Consider the following 20453-nt stretch of genomic DNA (forward strand, 5'->3'; position numbering starts at 1 on the left):
TCCAGGCCGTTTTTATTTGAGCTTCAGCGGCTTAGCGAAATAGCATTTGAACTAAGCTGCAACGGTTGAAACCTGTAAGCCCAAGGTAAATAGCCGGTAAAGGCGCTTTTCTTAAACTGCCCCAGTGCTTATCTTTCAGCCTCCCAAAGAAGAAGCTCTCGCGCCCAATGGTTGATCACTCCATGCAATCCTCCCCCCGCAACTCCCGCCGCTGGCTGTTCGGCCTGCTTGTGCTGCTGGTTATCGCCGGCCTGTGCTGGAAATTCTGGCCCGGCAGTAGCGCCCACAAGGACGCGGCGGCGGGGCACACCGGCAAAACCGGCATGGCCCGCCCGGGCTTCGGCGGGTCCACCGGGCCGGTGCCGGTGCGTGTGGCGCCGGCGGTGCTGGGGGAGTTCCCGGTGTACTACAAGGCGTTGGGTACGGTCACCGCGCTCAACACCATCAATGTACGCAGCCGGGTCGGTGGGGAGCTGGTCAAGATCGCCTTTGAAGAGGGGCAGATGGTCAAGGCTGGCGACCTGCTGGCGGAAATCGATCCGCGCAGCTACCAGAACGCCTTGCTCCAGGCCCAGGGCACGCTGCTGCAGAACCAGGCGCAGTTGAAAAACGCCCAGGTTGATGTGCAGCGTTATCGCGACCTGTACAAGCAGGACAGCATCGCCAAGCAGACGCTGGACACCGCCGAAGCGCTGGTCCTGCAATACCAGGGCACGGTCAAGACCAACCAGGGCGCGGTGGATGACGCGAAGCTCAATCTCGAATTCACCAAAATCCGCGCACCGATTGCCGGCCGCGTTGGCCTGCGTCAGCTGGACGTCGGCAACCTCGTCGCCGCCAACGACACGACCGCCCTGGCCGTGATCACCCAGACCCAGCCGATCAGCGTGGCTTTTACCCTGCCGGAAAACACCCTGGACACCGTGCTCGCCCGTTACCACGCCGGCAACAAACTGCCGGTTGAGGCCTGGGACCGTGGCGACGCGAAGAAACAGGCCGTCGGCGTACTGCAAAGCCTGGACAACCAGATCGACGTCACCACCGGCACCCTGAAATTCAAGGCACGCTTCGATAACAAGGATCAGGCACTGTTTCCCAACCAGTTCGTCAACGTGCACCTGCTGGCCGATACCCTGCGTGACGTGGTGCTGGCGCCGTCCGCCGCGATCCAGTTCGGCAACAACGGCACCTTCGTCTACGTGCTCGATGGCGACCGGAAGGTCAAGGTTCAGCCGCTGGTAGTCGGCGATACCGACGGCGACAACACCGTGATCAAAGAGGGCCTGAAGGCTGGCGACCGCGTGGTCATGGAAGGCACCGACCGGCTCAAGGACGGCAGCGAAATCGAAGTGGTCAACGACAGTGCCGAAGTGCCCACCACCCCGACCGAACACCTGCAAGGCAAACCTGCGGCCAAAACCGAGAGCGGCGTTAACGCCGGCAAGGCGCAAAAGGTCGGTTCATGAACCTGTCGCGGCTGTTTATTCTTCGCCCGGTCGCCACCACGCTGAGCATGCTGGCCATTGTCCTGGCCGGCATCATCGCGTACCGGCTGCTGCCGGTATCGGCGTTGCCCCAGGTGGATTACCCGACGATCCGGGTGATGACCCTGTACCCCGGCGCCAGCCCCGACGTAATGACCAGCGCGGTCACCGCGCCGCTTGAGCGCCAGTTCGGGCAAATGCCCGGCCTTACGCAGATGGCGTCCACCAGCTCCGGCGGCGCCTCGGTGCTGACCCTGCGCTTCAACCTCGACATCAACATGGACGTCGCCGAGCAACAGGTGCAGGCCGCCATCAACGCCGCCACCAACCTGTTGCCCAAGGACCTGCCGGCGCCGCCGGTGTACAACAAGGTCAACCCGGCGGACACCCCGGTGCTGACCCTGGCAATCACCTCCAAAACCATGCTGCTGCCCAAGCTCAATGACCTGGTCGACACCCGCATGGCGCAAAAGATCGCGCAGATCAGCGGCGTCGGCATGGTCAGCATCGCCGGCGGCCAGCGTCAGGCCGTGCGCATCAAGGTCAACCCCGAGGCCCTGGCAGCCAACGGCCTGAACCTGTCGGACGTGCGCACCCTGATCGCCGCGTCCAACGTCAACCAGCCCAAGGGTAACTTCGACGGTCCCACGCGGGTGTCGATGCTCGACGCCAACGATCAACTGGTCTCGCCCCAGCAATACGCCGAGCTGATCCTCGCCTACAACAATGGCGCGCCGTTGCGTCTCAAGGATGTGGCGCAGATCGTCGACGGCGCCGAAAACGAACGCCTTGCCGCCTGGGCCAATAAAAACCAGGCTGTGCTGCTCAATATCCAGCGCCAGCCGGGCGCCAACGTCATCGAGGTGGTCGACCGCATCAAGGCGCTGCTGCCGAGCATCACCGACAACCTGCCGGCCGGCCTGGATGTGGCCGTGCTCACCGACCGCACCCAGACCATTCGCGCGTCGGTCACCGATGTGCAGCACGAATTGCTGATTGCCATTGCCCTGGTGGTGATGGTCACGTTCCTGTTCCTGCGCCGGGTCAGTGCGACCATTATTCCGTCGATCGCCGTGCCACTTTCACTGGTGGGCACCTTTGGCGTGATGTACCTGGCCGGGTTCTCCATCAATAACCTGACGCTGATGGCCCTGACCATCGCCACCGGTTTCGTGGTGGACGATGCCATCGTGATGCTGGAAAACATCGCGCGCTATATCGAGGAAGGGGAGACGCCCATGGCGGCAGCGCTCAAGGGCGCGCGGCAGATCGGCTTCACCCTGATTTCCCTGACGCTGTCGCTGATCGCCGTGTTGATTCCGCTGCTGTTCATGGCTGATGTGGTGGGACGGCTGTTTCGCGAGTTCGCCATCACCCTGGCGGTGGCAATCCTGATCTCCCTGGTGGTCTCGCTCACCCTCACGCCGATGATGTGCGCGCGCTTGCTCAAGCGCGAGCCCGAGGAATCGGAGCAAAGCCGCTTCTACAAGGCCAGCGGCGCCTGGATCGATTGGCTGATCAACGGCTACGCGCGCATGCTGCAATGGGTACTCAGGCACCAGCCGCTGACCCTGCTGGTGGCCATCGCGACCCTGGGCCTCACCGTGGTGCTGTACCTGGTGGTGCCCAAGGGCTTTTTCCCGGTGCAGGACACCGGGGTGATCCAGGGTGTTTCCGAGGCGCCGCAGTCGATTTCGTTTGCCGCCATGAGCCAGCGCCAACAGGAACTGGCCAAAATCATCCTGGCCGACCCCTCCGTAGAAAGCCTGTCGTCCTATATCGGCGTGGACGGTGACAACGCCACGCTCAACAGTGGCCGTTTGCTGATCAACCTCAAGCCCCACGCCGCACGTGACCTGAGCGCGACCGAGGTGATCGCACGCCTGCAACCGCAGATCGACAAGCTGGTGGGCATTCGCCTGTTCATGCAACCGGTGCAGGACCTGACCATCGAAGACCGCGTCAGTCGCACCCAATACCAGTTCAGCATGTCGTCCCCGGACGCCGAGCTGCTGGCGCTGTGGAGCGGCAAGCTGGTGCAGGCCCTCAGTCAGTTGCCGGAGTTGACCGACGTCGCCAGCGACCTGCAGGACAAGGGCCTGCAGGTGTATCTGGTGATCGACCGCGATGCGGCCTCGCGCCTGGGGGTCAGCGTGTCGACCATTACCGATGCGCTGTACGACGCCTTCGGCCAGCGGCAGATCTCGACCATCTACACCCAGGCCAGCCAGTACCGTGTGGTATTGCAGGCCCAGTCGGGCGAAACCCTCGGCCCGGAGGCGCTGAACCAGATCCACGTGAAAACCACCGATGGCGGCCAGGTGCGGCTGTCGAGCCTCGCCCGCGTGGAACAGCGCCAGGCGCAGTTGGCGATTGCGCACATCGGTCAGTTCCCGGCGGTGATGATGTCGTTCAACCTGGCCCCGGGCGTCGCGCTGGGCAAAGGCGTGGAACTGATCAACCAGACGCAGAAGGACATCGGCATGCCGGTGGGCGTGCAGACCCAGTTCCAGGGCGCGGCCCAGGCGTTCGAGGCTTCGCTGTCGAGCACCCTGCTGCTGATCCTGGCGGCGGTGGTCACCATGTACATCGTGCTTGGCGTATTGTACGAGAGCTATATCCACCCGATCACCATCCTCTCGACCCTGCCCTCGGCAGCGGTGGGCGCGTTGCTCGCCTTGCTGCTCAGCGGTAATGACCTGGGCATGATCGCGATCATCGGCATCATTTTGCTGATCGGTATCGTGAAGAAGAACGCGATCATGATGATCGACTTCGCCCTCGACGCCGAACGCAACCAGGGCCTTGACCCGCAGACGGCGATCTATCAGGCGGCGCTGCTGCGTTTCCGGCCGATCCTGATGACCACCCTGGCCGCGCTGTTCGGTGCGGTGCCGCTGATGCTCGCCAGCGGTTCCGGCGCCGAGTTGCGCCAGCCCCTGGGCCTGGTGATGGTCGGCGGCCTGCTGGTGAGCCAGGTGTTGACGCTGTTCACCACACCGGTGATCTACCTGTACTTCGATCGTCTGGGACGGCGTTGGCGCAAAGAACCGCAACGCCTGGAGCCGGTTGAGCCATGAACCTGTCCGGACCTTTCATTCGCCGGCCGGTCGCCACGCTGCTGCTGAGCCTGGCGATCATGCTGCTGGGCGGTGTCAGCTTCAACCTGCTGCCGGTGTCGCCCTTGCCACAGATCGATTTCCCGGTGATCGTGGTGTCGGCCAGCCTGCCCGGGGCCAGCCCCGAAGTGATGGCGTCCACCGTGGCCACGCCGCTGGAGCGTTCCTTCGGCTCGATTGCCGGCATCACCACCATGAGCAGTTCGTCCAGCCAAGGCTCCACCCGGGTGATTTTGGCGTTCGACTCCGACCGCGATATCAACGGCGCGGCAAGGGAGGTGCAGGCCGCCATCAACGCGTCGCGCAACCTGCTGCCCAGCGGCATGCGCAGCATGCCCACCTACAAGAAGATCAACCCGTCCCAGGCGCCGGTCATGGTGCTGTCGCTGACCTCGGACGTGTTGCAGAAGGGGCAGCTCTACGACCTGGCCTCGACCATCCTCTCGCAAAGCCTGTCCCAGGTGCCCGGCGTGGGCGAAGTGCAGATCGGCGGCAGTTCGCTGCCGGCGGTACGCATCGAACTGCAACCCAAGGCCCTCGACCAGTACGGCGTGGCCCTGGACGATGTGCGTAACACCATCGCCAATGCCAACCAGCGCCGGCCCAAGGGCTCGCTGGAAGACAGCCAGCGCAACTGGCAGATCCAGGCCAACGACCAGTTGGAAAAAGCCAAGGACTACGAGCCGCTGCTGATTCGCTACCAGAATGGCGCGGCCCTGCGCCTGTCGGACGTGGCGAAGATCACCGACGGCGTCGAAGACCGCTACAACAGTGGCTTCTTCAACAACGATTCGGCGGTGCTGCTGGTGATCAACCGCCAGTCCGGCGCCAACATCATCGAAACGGTCAGGCAGATCAAGGCGCAGTTGCCGGCGTTGCAGGCGGTGTTGCCGTCCAGCGTCAAGCTCAGCCTGGCCATGGACCGCTCACCGGTGATCACCGCCACCCTGCATGAAGCCGAGATGACCCTGCTGATCGCGGTGGGCCTGGTAATCCTGGTGGTGTATCTGTTTCTCGGCAATTTCCGCGCGTCGCTGATCCCGACCCTGGCGGTGCCGGTGTCGCTGGTGGGCACCTTCGCGGTGATGTACCTGTATGGGTTCTCGCTGAACAATTTTTCGCTGATGGCGTTGATCCTCGCCACCGGCCTGGTGGTGGACGATGCCATCGTGGTGCTGGAGAACATCTCCCGGCATATCGACGACGGTGTGCCGCCGATGAAGGCAGCGTATCTGGGCGCTCAGGAAGTGGGCTTTACCTTGCTGTCGATGAACGTGTCGCTGGTGGCGGTGTTCCTTTCCATCCTGTTCATGGGCGGCATCGTCACCAGCCTGTTTCGTGAGTTCTCGATCACCCTGTCGGCGGCGATCATTGTGTCGCTGATCGTCTCGCTGACCCTGACCCCGATGCTCTGCGCACGTTGGCTCAAGCCCCAGGTCAAGGGCCGCATGACCGGGCTGCAGCGCTGGAGCCAGAAGGTCAACGACCGCATGGTGGCCGGCTATGCCATCAGCCTGGACTGGGTGCTGCGCCATCGGCGCCTGACATTGCTCAGCCTGCTGCTGACCATCGGCGTGAACGTCGCGCTGTATGTGGTGGTGCCCAAGACCTTCATGCCTCAGCAGGACACCGGCCAGTTGATCGGCTTCGTGCGCGGTGACGACGGCCTGTCGTTCAGCGTGATGCAGCCGAAGATGGAGACCTTCCGCAAGGCGGTGCTCAAGGACCCGGCGGTGCTCAGCGTGGCCGGCTTTATCGGCGGCAACAACGGCACCAACAACGCGGTGATGCTGGTACGCCTCAAGCCGATTGCCGAGCGCAAGGTGTCTGCCCAGGCGGTGATCGAGCGCCTGCGCAAGGACGTGCCGCTGGTGCCGGGCGGGCGCCTGTTCCTGATGGCCGACCAGGACCTGCAGTTTGGCGGCGGTCGTGACCAGACCAGCGCGCAATATTCCTACATCCTGCAAAGTGGCGATCTTGCCGCGCTGCGGCTGTGGTACCCGAAAGTGGTCGCCGCCTTTCGTACGTTGCCGGAGCTGACCGCCATCGATGCGCGGGAGGGCCGGGGGGCGGCGCAGGTCACGCTGATTGTCGACCGTGACCAGGCCAAGCGCCTGGGCATCGACATGGACATGGTCACGGCGGTGCTCAACAACGCCTATAGCCAGCGGCAGATTTCCACCATCTATGACAGCCTCAACCAGTATCAGGTGGTGATGGAGGTCAACCCCAAATATGCCCAGGACCCGATCACCCTCAACCAGATGCAGGTGATCACCGCCGATGGCGCACGGGTGCCGTTGTCGACCATTGCCCATTACGAAAACAGCCTGGCCAATGACCGGGTCAGCCACGAGGGCCAGTTCGCTTCGGAAAACATTGCCTTCGACATGGCCCCCGGGGTCACGGTGGAGCAGGGCACGGCTGCGATCGAACGGGCGATTGCCAAGGTCGGCTTGCCCGAAGATGTGATCGCCAAGATGGCCGGCACCGCCGACGCCTTCGCCGCCACGCAGAAAGGCCAGCCGTTCATGATCCTCGGCGCGCTGGTGGCGGTGTACCTGGTGTTGGGCATTCTGTATGAGAGCTATATTCACCCGCTGACGATTCTTTCGACGCTGCCGTCGGCCGGGGTCGGCGCCATGCTCGCCATCTACCTGACAGGCGGCGAGTTCAGCCTGATCTCCCTGCTCGGGCTGTTCCTGCTGATCGGCGTGGTGAAGAAAAACGCGATTTTGATGATCGACCTGGCGTTGCAACTGGAGCGCAACGACGGCCTGGGCCCGCTGGAATCGATTCGCAGCGCCTGCCTGCTGCGTCTGCGGCCGATTCTGATGACCACCCTGGCGGCCATCCTCGGCGCCTTGCCCTTGTTGCTGGGCAGCGGCGACGGTGCGGAAATGCGCCATCCGCTGGGCCTGACCATCATCGGCGGCCTGGTGTTCAGCCAGGTCCTGACCCTTTACACCACCCCGGTGGTCTACCTCTATCTCGACCGCGCACGCCACCGTTTCAACGCCTGGCGTGGCGTGCGTACCGATGCTGCCCTGGACTCTGCGCTATGACCGATTCAACGTTTGCCCAATGCGCCATGTTCCGTGGGTCCCGCGTGGCGAGCCTTTTGCTGTGCGGCCTGTTGCTCAGCGCGTGTGCCATTGGCCCCGATTACAAACGCCCGGAGGTGATCGAGCCGGCGCAGTTCAAGGAAGCCCAGGGCTGGCGCCAGGCCACGCCGAGCGACTCCCTTGCCCGTGGCGCCTGGTGGGAGCTGTACGGCGACCGCCAATTGAATGACCTGGTGACGCGTCTGAACACCTCCAACCAGACCGTGGCCCAGGCCGAAGCACGTTTCCGTCAGGCCCAGTCGCTGGTGCGCAGCGCCCGTGGCGCGTTTTACCCCAGCGTCGACCTGAGCGTCGGCAAGACCCGCGCAAGCCAGGGCACCGGCAGCAGCAACGCGAGCCTGAGCAGTTCCAGCAGCGGTATCCGCGACACCCTTAACGCGCAGTTGGGCGTGAGCTGGGAGGCGGACGTGTGGGGCAAGTTGCGCCGAGGCCTGGAAGCCAACGAGGCCAGCGCCGAAGCCAGCGCCGCGGATCTCGCGGCGATGCGCCTGAGCCAACAGTCGGAGCTGGTGCAGAGCTACCTGCAATTGCGCGTGATGGATGAACAGACGCGCTTGTTGCAAGCCACGCTGGACACCTATCAGCGTTCGCTGCAGATGACCGAAAACCAATACCGCGCCGGCATTTCCGGCAAGGACGCGGTCGCCCAGGCACAAACCCAGCTCAAGACCACCCAGGCCAGCCTGATTGACCTGATCTGGCAGCGCGCGCAACTGGAAAACGCCATCGCCGTGCTGGTTGGCGAGGCCCCGGCCAACTTCAACCTGGCGGTGAGCAAGGACATTCCCGCGTTGCCGCAAATCCCGCTGAGCCTGCCCTCGCAACTGCTCGAACGGCGCCCGGACATCGCATCGGCCGAACGCTCGGTGATCGCCGCCAATGCCAATATCGGCGTGGCCAAGGCCGCCTACTACCCGGACTTGAGCCTGAGCCTGGCGGGCGGGTATACCAGCAGTACCTATGCCGACTGGATCAGCCTGCCGAACCGCTTCTGGTCGGTGGGGCCCAAGCTTGCGATGACCCTGTTCGACGGCGGCCAGCGCTCGGCCGAGGTCGACCGCACGGTGGCCTCCTACGACGAGACCGTGGCCAAGTACCGCCAGACGGTGCTGGATGGGTTCCGTGAAGTGGAAAACTACATGGTGCAGCTCAAGGTGCTGGAAGACGAGGCGGTGGTCAGCAACGAAGCGCTGGACGCCGCGCGTGAGTCGTTGCGTTTGACGCAGAACCAGTACAAGGCAGGGTTGATTGCGTATCTGGATGTGGTGACGGTGCAGGCGACCGCATTGAGTAATGAGCGGACGGTGTTGACGTTGCTGCAGACGCGTTTGGTGGCGAGTGTGCAGTTGATTGCGGCGCTGGGTGGGGGTGGGATGGGGTTACTGCTTCTGGGGGGGAGTGATTGGGTGTATAGCCGTTATTGGGGGATGGCTACTGGCGGTTCCGCCCTTACGGCGGGTTACTTTGGAAAAGCCCCAAAGTAACCAAAGGGCTCTTGCCCCAACACTCGGTGCCTCGCCTAGGCTCGGCATGCCCTCACTCCGGCTTTGGAGCGTGGGCCGCCGCGATGGGCCATCCCTGGCCCAGCGCGGCTAACCCGGCGTCCTGCCGGGTTACCCACGCTCCAAAGCCTGCGTTCGGCCAGCGTGTTTAACGGGGCGCCTCAGATCAAAAGCAAAAGCGCGGCGGCCTTAGAGCCGACCGGAATTGTCTGCCGAACGCTGTACAAACTGTGGGAGGGGGCTTGCTCCCGATGGCTGAGTGTCAGTCAGCTTATGGGTAGCTGACCCACTGCTATCGGGAGCAAGCCCCCTCCCACATTTGGATCTCCATGGATCAGATACAACACCGTCTGCTTTTGATCTGCTTTGCTTTGCTTTGGCTTTTGATCTCAAGCGCCCCGTCAACCACGCTGGCCGCACGCAGGCTTGAATCCGTGGGTAACCCGGCAGGACGCCGGGTTAGCCGCACTGGGCCAGGGATGGCCCATTGCGGCGGCCCACGGATTCAAGTCTGCGTGCGGGCACACCGAGCCTGAGCGAGGTGCCAAGTGGTGGGGCAAGAGCCCTTTTGGTTACTTTTGGGGCTCTTTTCCAAAAGTGACCCGCCGTAAGGGCGGAACCCATACCCGCCATAACCGCAGCAACGGATATGTACCCCACCAGCCACCCAGCCACTCACCCAGCCACCACACTTCGACCCAGCCCGAAGCATCCCCCCTCACCAATTCCCTATAGTCACAGGCTCTCTCAGCCCAGCGCCGCCACCCAAGGAAACCGCCATGACTTCGTCCATCGACCCTGGCCTGCTGGATATCTACGAATCCTGGCACTCCACCGTCTGTGCCGGCGACCTGGCCGCCACCGCCGCGCTCTATGCCGAAAACGCAGTATTCGAAACGCCGCTGGTGCTGGCCATCTACCCCGATCACGGCAGCGGCGTGCTGGAAGGACGCGCCACCATCCAGCGCTTCATGGAAGACAGCAAACGCAAGTTCCCCAGCGACCTCGCCGAGTGGTATCGCAGCGACAAGGCCTTCATCAACGGGCGCAACCTGACCTGGGAATACCCGCGCAAGACGCCCAAGGGCGAGCAGGTCGATTTGATGGAAATGATGGAAATCGAAAATGGCCTGATCACCTACCACCGTGTGTACTGGGGCTGGTACGGCGTGCGCTTGCTGGCGCGGGCGTTGTGAGCTTCAGTCGTGCGGTCGCCATCATCGGCGGCTCGGTCACCGGCGTTGCGGCCTTTATTGCGCTGGTGCGCACGGGGAAGGCGCGGCGTATCGACCTGATCGATCCCGTGGGACTCGCCGATTCGATCGCCTTTACCGCTGCCGAGCAGGGGCTGTTGTGCAACACCTCGGTGCAGACGATGTCGGTGCTCGACGATGACTCGCAGGACTTCCAGCGTTACCTGAACGCCCAGGGCATTGCCGCCAGTGAGGACGGTTTCGTGCCCAGGGCCTGGGTGTCGGGCTACCTCAAGCAACGCTACTCGGAGTATCGCGACCTCGCCGAGACTCAGGGCATCGAGCATCGGGTGGTGCGCGCGACGGTGCGGCGTATCAAGCCGGTTGCGCCTGGTCGCTATCAATTGCAGCTGGACAATGGCGCCGAGCTTTACGCCTCGGCGGTGCTGGTGTGCACCGGCAGCGCGGCGCCCTGTGTGCCGCCGCAGGTCGCAGCGCATGTGGGCGCGCCGGGTATTTTCACCACGCCGTACCCCACCGGCGCCTGGTTGCAGCACTTGCATGCACCGTCGCGGGTGCTGGTGCTCGGCAGCCGTCTGTCTGCTGTCGACAGCGCACTGCTGCTGTGCGGCGCGGGGCATCGCGTGTTGATGGCTTCACCCTCCGGGCGCTTGCCCAGCGTGCGCACGGCCACGCCACGGCGCAGCGCGGTTGCGCTGGATGAGGCGCGATTTGCCCGGCTCGACCTGGAAAGCCCCAGGCTGTACTGGCATCTGCTGCGCCTGCTCGCAAAGGCGGCAAAGGCCATCAATGGGCGTCCGCTGCGCGAACAGATTGATCGCAGTCGCGATGCGGCTCAACGCCTGCGCGGTGAAATCGCCCTGGCCAGCTGTGGCGCGACCGATTGGCAAAACCTGCTGGTGCACTGCATGGACCTGGCGGACCTGAAACTGCGCGCCGCCCCTGTGGCGGTGCGTACGGCCGCGCTGCAAAACTGCTGGGAAGCGGTGGGGCGCTATCTGTTCGCGGTGCCCCTGCAAACCGCCGTCACCCTGTCGCAGTGGATCGACGAAGGCCGCCTGCAACTGGCCGCGCATGTGCCTACCCGGCTTGAGTGGCAGGGCCACTGGATAGCCCATGATGACCATGGCAACAGCCACGCGGTCGACGCCGTGGTGTGTGCCAGTGGTTTTCACAAACAACAGTTCCATGCCACGCCTGATGGCCTTGAGTTGCAGGTGTCATCTGGCGCGCCCTGCATCCCTCCGGCGGTCTCTGCGCAATTGCAGGTCAGCCTGCCGGGTGCCGACCGGCCGGACAACATCTGGCTGCTGGGCGTGGCGTCCTACCTGGCGGCGCCGATGGTCAACTCGGTGTACCAGTCGGTGCGCCAGGCTGCCGAGGTGGCACTGATGCTCAGCGAGCACCCGGCCTTCAGCGACGAACAGGCAAGTGAGGCAGTGGCATGAAAGTGTATGGCGACCGAGGCTCAAGCAACACCCGGCGGGTGCTGACCACCGCCGCTTACCTGGGGCTGGACGTTGAATTCGTCTTCCTCGACCTGTTCAGCGGCCAGAACCGTACGCCGGAATACCTGGCCCTTAACCCCAACGGCAGCATCCCGACCTTCGTTGACGGCGATGTGGTGCTGTTCGAGGCCTCGGCCATCATGATCTATCTGGCCGAGCAGAGCGGTTCTGCACTGCTGCCCGAGGGCAAGGCGAAGTACGAAACCCTCAAGTGGATGTTCTGGGCCGCCGAACATTTTCGTCGCGGGCCCACGGTGCTGATCGAGCAGCGCTTTATGGAACGCCTCAAGGGCCATGCCGAAAACCCTACCCTGGTGGCCGAGGCCCTGCACGCGATCCATCGCTACACGGCGGTGCTCGACGAGCATCTGCGCACCCGTGCATTCATGGTCGGCAACGCCCTGACCCTGGCCGATATCGACCTGGCGGCGCCGCTGAGCCATATCCCGCGCACCCAGGCGCCGTTCCTTGAGTATCCCCATGTGGCGGCCTGGTACGCGCGCATCAACGCGATCCCGGCCTGGCAGCAGAGCGGGGCGGCGCAGGAGCGGCGTATCGTGGACATCGAGGGGCTGTTCAGCGCGCAACCCGCTTGAGGATCAGGCCGTGGTCAGGACGCGCAGCGGCGCTTCGAGATGGCGCAGGTGCTCAATCCCCAGGTGGGTCTTGAACGCACGCCAGCCGGCCACGGTGACAAACACGGCGCGGGTGCCCGCCTGCCGACGCAGCCAGCCCAGTTGGGTAAAGGTATCCAGCAGATGGCTGCCGAGCGGGCCGGCAATATGGTGCTCGCGCTCGGTCCAGTCCAGGCAACGCCGGGCCTGCACGTGGTCCTGAAAGCACGGTTCGCCGCTTTCCGGGTTCAGCGATTGCAGCCATTCGATGCCGCGCAGGCTCAGCACGTATTCGCGCTCGTTGCGCTCCAGGATATAGCCGCGCTCCAGCATGCCCTGGGTCACGGCCACACCGACCTGACCGGCCAAATGGTCATAACAGCAACGTGCGAAGCGCAGGTCATGGGCCGCGCGGTTGGGCAGGCTGCGCCACGAACTGGTTTGCGGGGACACCGCGGCCAGGCTTTCCAGGACATGGGAAACGTCGGGCCCAGCCAACTGATAGAAGCGATTGCGGCCCTTGGTTTCAACGGTGAGCAGGCCGCCGTCGAGCAATTTGGCCAGGTGCGAGCTGGCAGTCTGCGGCGTCACGCCGGCCGCATCGGCCAGGGCACTGGCCGACAGCGCACTGCCGTCGGCGAGGGTGATCAGGATCACGGCGCGCACCGGTTCGGCGATCAGGTAGGCGATGGATGAAATTTTAGGTTGGGTCATTCCCTTGAACTCCGCGCTGTGCCGGGTGATATCAGGGCCGAGGATGACACAAACACCAACACTTCGACACGCCTCGAAGCGTTTATCGGACAAAGCTGCTTATAGTCACGCCGCAATTATGTCGCCAGGGACACACGCAGCCATGGAACTCAGCACGCGCTATCAACGACAGGTACTGATCGCCACCAGCCTCAGTTATGTGGTCGTCATCCTCGACACCTCGATCGTCAACGTGGCGCTGGAGTCCATCTCCACCACCTTCGGTTCGGACATCACCGGGCTGCAATGGGTGATCAACGCCTACACCCTCACATTCGCCAGCCTGCTGCTCACCGGCGGCCTGCTCGGCGACCGCTTCGGCGCGAAAAAAATCTACGCCTTGGGCCTTGGCCTGTTCGCCCTGGCATCCGCGCTGTGCGGCCTGGCCACCGACCTGCCGGAGCTGGTCGGCGCCCGTGTGCTGCAGGGGCTGGGCGCAGCGCTGCTGGTGCCGTGCTCGTTGATGCTGATCAACAGCGCCTACCCGCAGTCCCATCAGCGCGCCAGCGCCATCGGCGTGTGGGCCGGCTGCGGCGGCATCGCCATGGCCGCCGGGCCTTTGGTGGGCGGGGTGCTGATCGAACTGTTCGGCTGGCGCAGCATCTTCCTGATCAACGTACCGATAGCCTTGATCGGCGTATGGCTCACCTCACGCATCCCGCACGCTGCGCCACTGGCGCCCCACCGACACCTGGACGTTACCGGGCAAATCGCGGCGATTATCGCGCTGGGCTCCTCGGTGGCCGTGTTGATCGAGGGCGCCAGGCTGGGCTGGAATTCCGAATGGGTCTATGCGGGCGTGTTCGTCGCGTGCATCGCCTGGTGTGTGTTCCTGGTCACCGAAAGCCGTCACAAGGACCCGATGCTGCCGCTGCAGTATTTCCGCAATCCGACCTTTTGCGGCGCGACCTTCCTGTCGATGGCCTCGGCTCTGGTGTTCTACGGGCTGTTCTTCCTGTTGAGCCTGTATTTCCAGACCCATCGCGGCTGGTCACCTTTGGAAACCGGGCTGGCCTTTTTACCGCTGACCGCCATGGTCACCCTCGGCAGTTTCACCTGCGGTCGCCTGACCCGTGCCTACGGCCCACGTGCCGTGCTGGTGGCAGGTTTCGGCTTGTACACCCTGGGCTTTATCGGCCTGTTTGCCCTGGCCGGTGACGCGCCGTACTGGCGTATCGCGCTGTGCTATCCGGCAGTCGGTTTCGGCGCGGGGATCATCACCCCGGCCGCCACCGCCGTATTGATGAGCGTGGTCGACCGTGCCAAGGCCGGCGTCGCCGCCGGCACCCTGAACGCCAGCCGGCAAAGCGGCTCGGCCTTTGGTGTGGCGATCTTCGGCGCCTTGCTCACCTCGGTGCAGCCGCTGGACGACGCCATCGAGGTTGCGGTCGGCGTCGCGATCGGCCTGTCGCTGCTGGCCATGCTGCTGTGTCTGCTGATGCTCAAGGCCCCGCTTGTGCAGACCGTGGAAAGTTGATGCACCACCACTTGTAACGGCATCACCCGTAACAGCCAACGCCCGGCACGCCTTCGTGATCATCGCGAGGCGTTGCTGCATCTGAAAACATCATCAATAGGGATAGTGATCATGAGTGTGCTCTCTGCAGCCGCAGTGGTAGACATGGCGGGAATCGGCATCGGTCCGGCCAACCTGAGCCTGGCGGCACTGGCCCGGCCCCATGCGGGCATCAGCTCCGCCTTCTTCGAGCGCAGCAGCGAGTTCCAGTGGCATCCCGGCATGATGGTGCCCGAAGCCAGGTTGCAGGTGCATTACCTCAAGGACCTGGTCAGCCTGGTCGACCCCTCCAACCCGCTGTCCTTCCTTGCCTATCTGTCGAAGAAAAAGCAGCTGCTGAGCTTCATCAACGCCAATTTCGATCAAGTGCTGCGCCGCGAATTCAACCAGTACTACCGCTGGGCGTGCAGCCAGTTGCCCAACCTGCAGTTCAACCGCGACGTGCGTTCGGTGACCTTCGAAAACGGCCTGTTCATGCTCAAGGGCGATACCTGGATGCAGCCCGCGCGCAACCTGGTGCTGGGCACCGGGCAACAACCGTCGGTGCCGGCGTTTGCGCAGGCGCACTTGGGCGACACGCTGTTTCATGCCTCGCAGTACATGACCCGCAAGCGTTCGCTCAAGGACAAACGCGTGGTGGTGATCGGCGGCGGCCAGACCGGCGCCGAGATCATCCAGCACCTGCTGTCCGACACCAGCGCACTGCCGGCCAGCGTGACCTGGGTGTCGCGGCGCTGGAATTTCGCGCCGCTGGACGAGTCACCGTTTACCAACGAGCTGTACACCCCGCAGTACAGCGACCATTTCTTCGCGCAGCCCGAGGCCGTGCGCCAACCGCTGCTGGCCGAGCAAAAGCTGGCCAGCGACGGCATCTCGCAATCGCTGTTGCAGTCGATCTATCGGCGCCTGTACGAACTCAAGCATGTGCTGCATCACCCCTGTCAGGTCCGCCTGCTGCCAGGTCGCGAGCTCACCGCCGTGCAGCCCCGCGCGCAGCACTGGAGCCTGGCGCTGCTGCACGGGCACAGCCAGGCCCGTGAGGAACTGAACGCTGACGTCGCCGTGCTGTGCACCGGCTACGCCTACCAGATGCCGGCGTGCCTGGAAGCGCTCGAACCGCGCATCGCCCGGCGCAACGGCGAGTACGTGTTCAACCCCGACTACTCGGTGCAATGGGACGGCCCGCAGGGTTCGGCGCTCTATGTGCAAAACGCCGCGCGCAGCCAGAAAGGCATCGCCGACCCGAACCTGGGCCTGATCCCCTGGCGTTGCGCGCACATCATCAACAGCGTCAGCGGCCAGCCCCTCTACGACCTGGACGAGCCTGAAGCATGCGTCCAGTGGGGCGCCAGCGCTGCCTTCGAGGACGTCAGCGATGGGCGTTTCGATCGCCTCGCCGCCGTCGCCCACTAGACCCAGGAGTCCCGCCATGGAACCCATCACACTTCCCCCCAACGGCAACGCCCCGGTGATTCGCGAAACCGAGGAGCCTGTTGCGCTGCAAGGCGTGCACCTGTACCTGCACCACTTTTCCGGCCGGCTGACCAACGCGCCGATCCAGTCCTCGCGCTTCACCATCGAGCCCGGCTGCGGTACCGAAGAAGACAAACACGCGGTGAATGAAATCTGGTTTATCAGCGGCGCCGATCTGGAGGTGTATTACGACGGCACCTGGCACGCGGTAAAAAATGGCGGCAGCGTGTATTTCGAGCCGTGGCGCCCGCATTTTGTGCGCAATAACAGCACCACCCAGGCCCAGGTGTTTTCGGTGTGGTGGGCATGAGTCGGCAAGTTGATTTCGACCTGGTGATTGTCGGCGGCGGCATTATCGGCGCCTGGGCCCTGCACCACGCCGTGCAGCGTTACCCGCACTGGCGGATCCTGCTGATTGACCGCTACCGCGTCGGCGACGGCGCCACCGCGCATTCGGCGGGCGTGCTGCTGGCCACCGGCAAGTCCGAGCGTGAGCGGCGCCTGGCCGGGGAGAGCGCCGGGCTGTATCGCGCGTTGCGTGACCGGCTGGGCCTTCGCACCACCCAGGCGCCGGTGTACTGGCTGGCCCATCACGGGTTCACTGCCGATATCCAGCGCGCCGTGGTCGAGGCGCCCGTGCTGCCGGCCGATGTGTCGCTGCAGGCCCTCGGCGAACGTCTGGGCGCCGCGCTGAACCTGGGCGCCGACGAATGCCTGTCCAGCGGCGGCACGGCGGAAAGCTACGAGCCGCCGCTGGTGGCGCGCCTGCTGATCAGCCACAGCCTGGCCAGTGCGAATGTGCAGTGCCTCGAAGGGGTCGGCGTAGAGGCCATCACCCGCACCGGCATCCGCCTCAGCGACGGCTCCCGCGTGCAGGCGCAACGCACCCTGATGGCCACCGGGCCGTGGGTCAGCGAGTCGCCCTTTGCCGCGATTGCGGCCGAGCATGGCCTGCGCGTGAAGAAGGTGGTGGCCCTGCATATCGACGGCCGGCCACCGGCGGATGCCGCGGCGCTGTTCCTGCCGCAATCGGACGCTTACCTGATGCCGTTGCCGGCGCGTAACCAGTGGCTGTTCAGCTTTCGTTGCGACGAGTGGGACGTGGCGCCACGCAAACACGCGCTGGAAATCAACGCCCACGACGTGCAGGTCGCCACCCGCACCCTGGCGCACTACCTGCCCGACCTGGTGGCGCGTTGCCGCGGTGGCCGGGTGTTCTGCGACAGCTACAGCCCCAGCGGCGAGTCGCAGGTCAGCTACCACCCCGAGCAACACCTGGTATTTGCCGGTGCCGGCAGCGGTGCGGGGTTTCGCCTGGCCCCCGGCATTGCCCGCGAAGCCCTTGACCTGCTCGTGGCGCACTGGCCCGACACCGCCGCTGCCACACCTTCCGCTGCCTTGATGGACTGAACCGATGACTGCCACTCCTGCGCAAACCTTCTTCCTGATGCCGATCCCGCCAACGCCCAACGGCCGCCTGCACCTGGGCCACATCGCCGGGCCCTACCTGCGCATGGACATGCTCGCGCGCTACCTGCGCAGCCAGGGTCACCACGTCGACGTGGTGTCGGCGGTGGACGGCTTTGACTCCTACGTGTTGTGGAAGGGCCTGCAGGAACAGCGCGCGCCCGAAGCCGTGGTGCGCGACTACCACGCCCGGATCGCCAATGACCTGCGCGCCCTCGACGTGCAAGTCGATGACTTCCTCGACCTGGTGCAGGGCCCGTATGCTCGCCAGCATGCCGCCAATGCCCAGCGCACGGTGGAGCGGCTGGTGGCGCTGGGCGTCACCGAAAACGTGAGCGAGCGCGTGCTGTACTGCCCTGGCACCCGGCGCTACATGGCCGGCGCCTGGCTGGTGGGCCAGTGCCCGTATTGCCAGGCCGGCGCCGGCGGCTACTTTTGTGAAGCCTGCGGCGCGCTGTTCCGCCCGGAAAGCATGCTCAACCCGCAGCCGCGCATGGGTGACAGCCCGCTGCAATGGGTCGAGGTCGAGAGCCTGTTCCTCAAGGTGGCCGACCCCGAGCAGTTGCTGCACCGCATGAGTGCCAGCGGCGCGCCGGCGTCGATCATCGAGGTGATTGCGCGCTTTTTGCAACGTGAAAACGGCCGTGTGCGCCTCACCGCGCCGGGTGACTGGGGCGTGGCCTGGAGCGCGGACCGCTTCGGCAACCCACGGGTGCTGTTCGAGTCCGGCTGGGAATACGCGCTGACCTGCGCCGACCGCGCGCTGGAGCAAACCCCTGAGCACGGCCACGCGATGCTGCGCAACAGCGCAGTGACCACGCTGGTCAGCTTCGGTATCGACAACGCGGTGTTGCTGCTGGCCGGCAGTGCGGCGGTGATGGATGCGCTGCAGGATCACCGGTCGTTCGACTACGTGCTCACCAACTACTTCTACAACCTGCAAGGCGCGAAATTCTCCACCAGCCGCCTGCACGTGGTGTGGGCGGCCGACATCGTCGACCACACCCCGGCCAGCAGCGACGGCGTGCGTTATTTCCTCAGCCGCGAAAGCCCGGAAAACGGCGAAACCAACTTCGCCATCGAAGCATTCATCGAGGTGGTCAACGTGGAACTCGCGGGCGCACTCGACAGCCGTATCGACCTGGCGCTGGCCCACCTCGATCAGCAGCGGCAGGCTATCGAGCCCGAGGGGCGCGTGAGCCTGGACGCGGCCGTCGAACGCCTGGCCCTCGCGTTCCGCCTGGACGCGGTCTCGGTGCGTGATGCCTGGGACGTATTGCACCAGTGGATGCAGTGCCCTGAACGCGACGTGACCAACAGCGCCCAGGCTTACCTGTGGCTCAAGGGCCTGGCCTACCTGGCGGCACCGACCATGCCGCGTGTGGCCGCCTACCTGTGGCAGCGGCTGGGGCATGACGGGCTGCCGAGCCTGCAGGGGTTGTACAGCGCCTCGACGCCTCGCGAGACCCGTGCGCCACGCCCGCGTTTCAAACCGTTGTCGCCCGCCAGCCTCGCACCCTGCCTGCCTGCCAGCGTGGTGCTCGACGGCGCTCGCGCCCATGCATGAGTCCGCCGACGTCATCGTCATCGGCGGCGGCACCACCGGCACCAGCGCGGCCTGGCACCTGGCGCGGGCCGGTGTGTCGGTGCGGCTGCTCGACAAAGGCGCTATCGCCAGCGGCGCATCCGGCGCGTCGCCGGGGATCGTGCGTGAGTATTACGCCGACCCCGCCCTGAGCCGGTTGGCGGCACGCGGGGTGCAGGCGTATCGCGATTGGGCGCAACGCTATCCGGGCGCCTGCGGCTATCGGCGCACCGGCTTTCTTACCGGCATTGCGCCGCGCGAGCAGGCCGCGACCCAGGCCAATGTGGCGCGCCTGCACGGCCTGGCATGGCTTTCACCGGCGGCCGCACGTGACCTGATTGCCGACCTGCACAGCGACGCGCTGGCCGGTGCGGTGTACGAGCCCGACGCCGGCTATTGCGACCCGCGACAGACCGCGCAGAGCTTTGCTGCGGGCGCGCGCGACCTCGGTGCGGTCATCGAAGAAGAGCGGGCCGTGCAGCGCATTGTCTGCGACGGTGGGCGGGTGATTGGCGTGCACACCGATCGCGGTTTTATCGCCAGCGCCCGCGTGGTCAACGCCGCCGGGCCCTGGGCTGCGCGGCTGGCCGCCGACTGCCAGGCGCCACTGCCGATCCACGCCACGCGGCAAACCGTCGGTATCGTTCAGACGCCCGGCGCGCATCCGCCCATGCCTGGCTACTGCGACCGCGACGCCGGGTTCTACCTGCGCCCCGACACGCCGGGCCGCTACTTCATCGGCTCATTGATCGCCAGTGAAAGCCAACCCATCGACCCGGACGCATTCGAGCGCAGCCTGAGCGATGCGAGCGTGTTGGCCCACCGCGACCGCGCCACGCAACGCCTCAAGCGTCTGCTGGATGCGCAACCTGTCGGGCACCGCGTGTCATTCTTCGACAGCACGCCGGACGGTAACCCCATCGTCGGCGCGGACCCGCGCATTGGCGGTCTGCTGATCGCCGCAGGGCTGTGCGGGCATGGCTTCAAGTTCGCCCCGCTGTTTGGCGAGGCGATTGCGCAATGGGTGGTGGAGGGCACGCTGCCTGCCGCGCTGGCGCCGTTCGCGCTGGAGCGCTTTATCGAGTGACCCGGC

At 64.9% G+C, this 20453-nt stretch carries 14 protein-coding genes; 13 read left to right on the top strand and 1 reads right to left on the bottom strand.

Features of this window, described 5'->3' with window-relative positions:
- The first annotated feature begins 167 nt into the window (after positions 1-167).
- From RHM60_RS02100 to RHM60_RS02130, 7 genes are all read left to right on the top strand, one after another.
- Positions 168-1466 (top strand): MdtA/MuxA family multidrug efflux RND transporter periplasmic adaptor subunit, encoded by a 1299-nt coding sequence (locus RHM60_RS02100; protein ID WP_322213435.1) that lies wholly within the window; start codon positions 168-170, stop codon positions 1464-1466.
- Positions 1463-4564, top strand: coding sequence for an MdtB/MuxB family multidrug efflux RND transporter permease subunit (locus tag RHM60_RS02105; RefSeq protein WP_322213437.1), 3102 nt, complete (start codon positions 1463-1465; stop codon positions 4562-4564). The genes RHM60_RS02100 and RHM60_RS02105 overlap by 4 nt, the downstream gene beginning before the upstream one ends.
- The gene (locus RHM60_RS02110; protein WP_209981496.1) at positions 4561-7668 is read left to right on the top strand and encodes an efflux RND transporter permease subunit; all 3108 of its coding nucleotides are present in this window, start codon (positions 4561-4563) and stop codon (positions 7666-7668) included. The genes RHM60_RS02105 and RHM60_RS02110 overlap by 4 nt, the downstream gene beginning before the upstream one ends.
- A complete protein-coding gene (locus tag RHM60_RS02115; protein ID WP_322213438.1) occupies positions 7665-9212 on the top strand; it encodes an efflux transporter outer membrane subunit in 1548 nt (515 codons plus the stop codon). Before RHM60_RS02110 ends, RHM60_RS02115 begins: the two co-directional genes overlap by 4 nt.
- Positions 9213-10009: 797 nt before the next feature.
- Positions 10010-10426: a nuclear transport factor 2 family protein gene (locus RHM60_RS02120; protein ID WP_209981500.1), complete on the top strand. Its 417-nt coding sequence runs from the start codon at positions 10010-10012 to the stop codon at positions 10424-10426.
- Complete coding sequence (locus RHM60_RS02125) at positions 10423-11892, top strand: FAD/NAD(P)-binding protein (protein ID WP_322213439.1); 1470 nt, start codon at positions 10423-10425, stop codon at positions 11890-11892. The genes RHM60_RS02120 and RHM60_RS02125 overlap by 4 nt, the downstream gene beginning before the upstream one ends.
- On the top strand, positions 11889-12548 hold the full coding sequence (locus RHM60_RS02130) for a glutathione S-transferase family protein (protein WP_322213440.1): 660 nt from the start codon (positions 11889-11891) through the stop codon (positions 12546-12548). The genes RHM60_RS02125 and RHM60_RS02130 overlap by 4 nt, the downstream gene beginning before the upstream one ends.
- Before the next feature lie 3 nt (positions 12549-12551).
- Here the strand turns inward: RHM60_RS02130 and RHM60_RS02135 are convergent, their stop codons facing one another.
- Positions 12552-13280, bottom strand: a complete 729-nt coding sequence (locus tag RHM60_RS02135; protein ID WP_209981506.1) for an ArsR/SmtB family transcription factor — start codon at positions 13278-13280, stop codon at positions 12552-12554.
- Positions 13281-13422: 142 nt separating this feature from the next.
- Here RHM60_RS02135 and RHM60_RS02140 point away from each other — a divergent pair, with 142 nt between their 5' ends.
- The 6 genes from RHM60_RS02140 (at position 13423) to RHM60_RS02165 (ending at position 20447) form a co-directional block, all read left to right on the top strand.
- On the top strand, positions 13423-14796 hold the full coding sequence (locus tag RHM60_RS02140; RefSeq protein WP_322213441.1) for an MFS transporter: 1374 nt from the start codon (positions 13423-13425) through the stop codon (positions 14794-14796).
- A gap of 111 nt (positions 14797-14907) precedes the next feature.
- The gene (locus tag RHM60_RS02145; protein WP_245228957.1) at positions 14908-16248 is read left to right on the top strand and encodes a lysine N(6)-hydroxylase/L-ornithine N(5)-oxygenase family protein; all 1341 of its coding nucleotides are present in this window, start codon (positions 14908-14910) and stop codon (positions 16246-16248) included.
- A 16-nt stretch (positions 16249-16264) separates the two neighbouring features.
- Positions 16265-16618, top strand: coding sequence for a cupin domain-containing protein (locus RHM60_RS02150; protein WP_057008863.1), 354 nt, complete (start codon positions 16265-16267; stop codon positions 16616-16618).
- Complete coding sequence (locus RHM60_RS02155; protein WP_322213443.1) at positions 16615-17718, top strand: FAD-dependent oxidoreductase; 1104 nt, start codon at positions 16615-16617, stop codon at positions 17716-17718. Before RHM60_RS02150 ends, RHM60_RS02155 begins: the two co-directional genes overlap by 4 nt.
- A gap of 4 nt (positions 17719-17722) precedes the next feature.
- Complete coding sequence (locus RHM60_RS02160) at positions 17723-19342, top strand: methionine--tRNA ligase (RefSeq protein ID WP_322213445.1); 1620 nt, start codon at positions 17723-17725, stop codon at positions 19340-19342.
- Entirely contained in the window at positions 19335-20447 is a 1113-nt protein-coding gene (locus RHM60_RS02165) for an FAD-binding oxidoreductase (protein WP_322213446.1), read from the top strand. Before RHM60_RS02160 ends, RHM60_RS02165 begins: the two co-directional genes overlap by 8 nt.
- Positions 20448-20453 lie beyond the last annotated feature (6 nt).

It is taken from the genome of Pseudomonas sp. MH9.3, assembly GCF_034354675.1.
In the GTDB taxonomy this organism is placed as follows: Bacteria; Pseudomonadota; Gammaproteobacteria; order Pseudomonadales; family Pseudomonadaceae; genus Aquipseudomonas.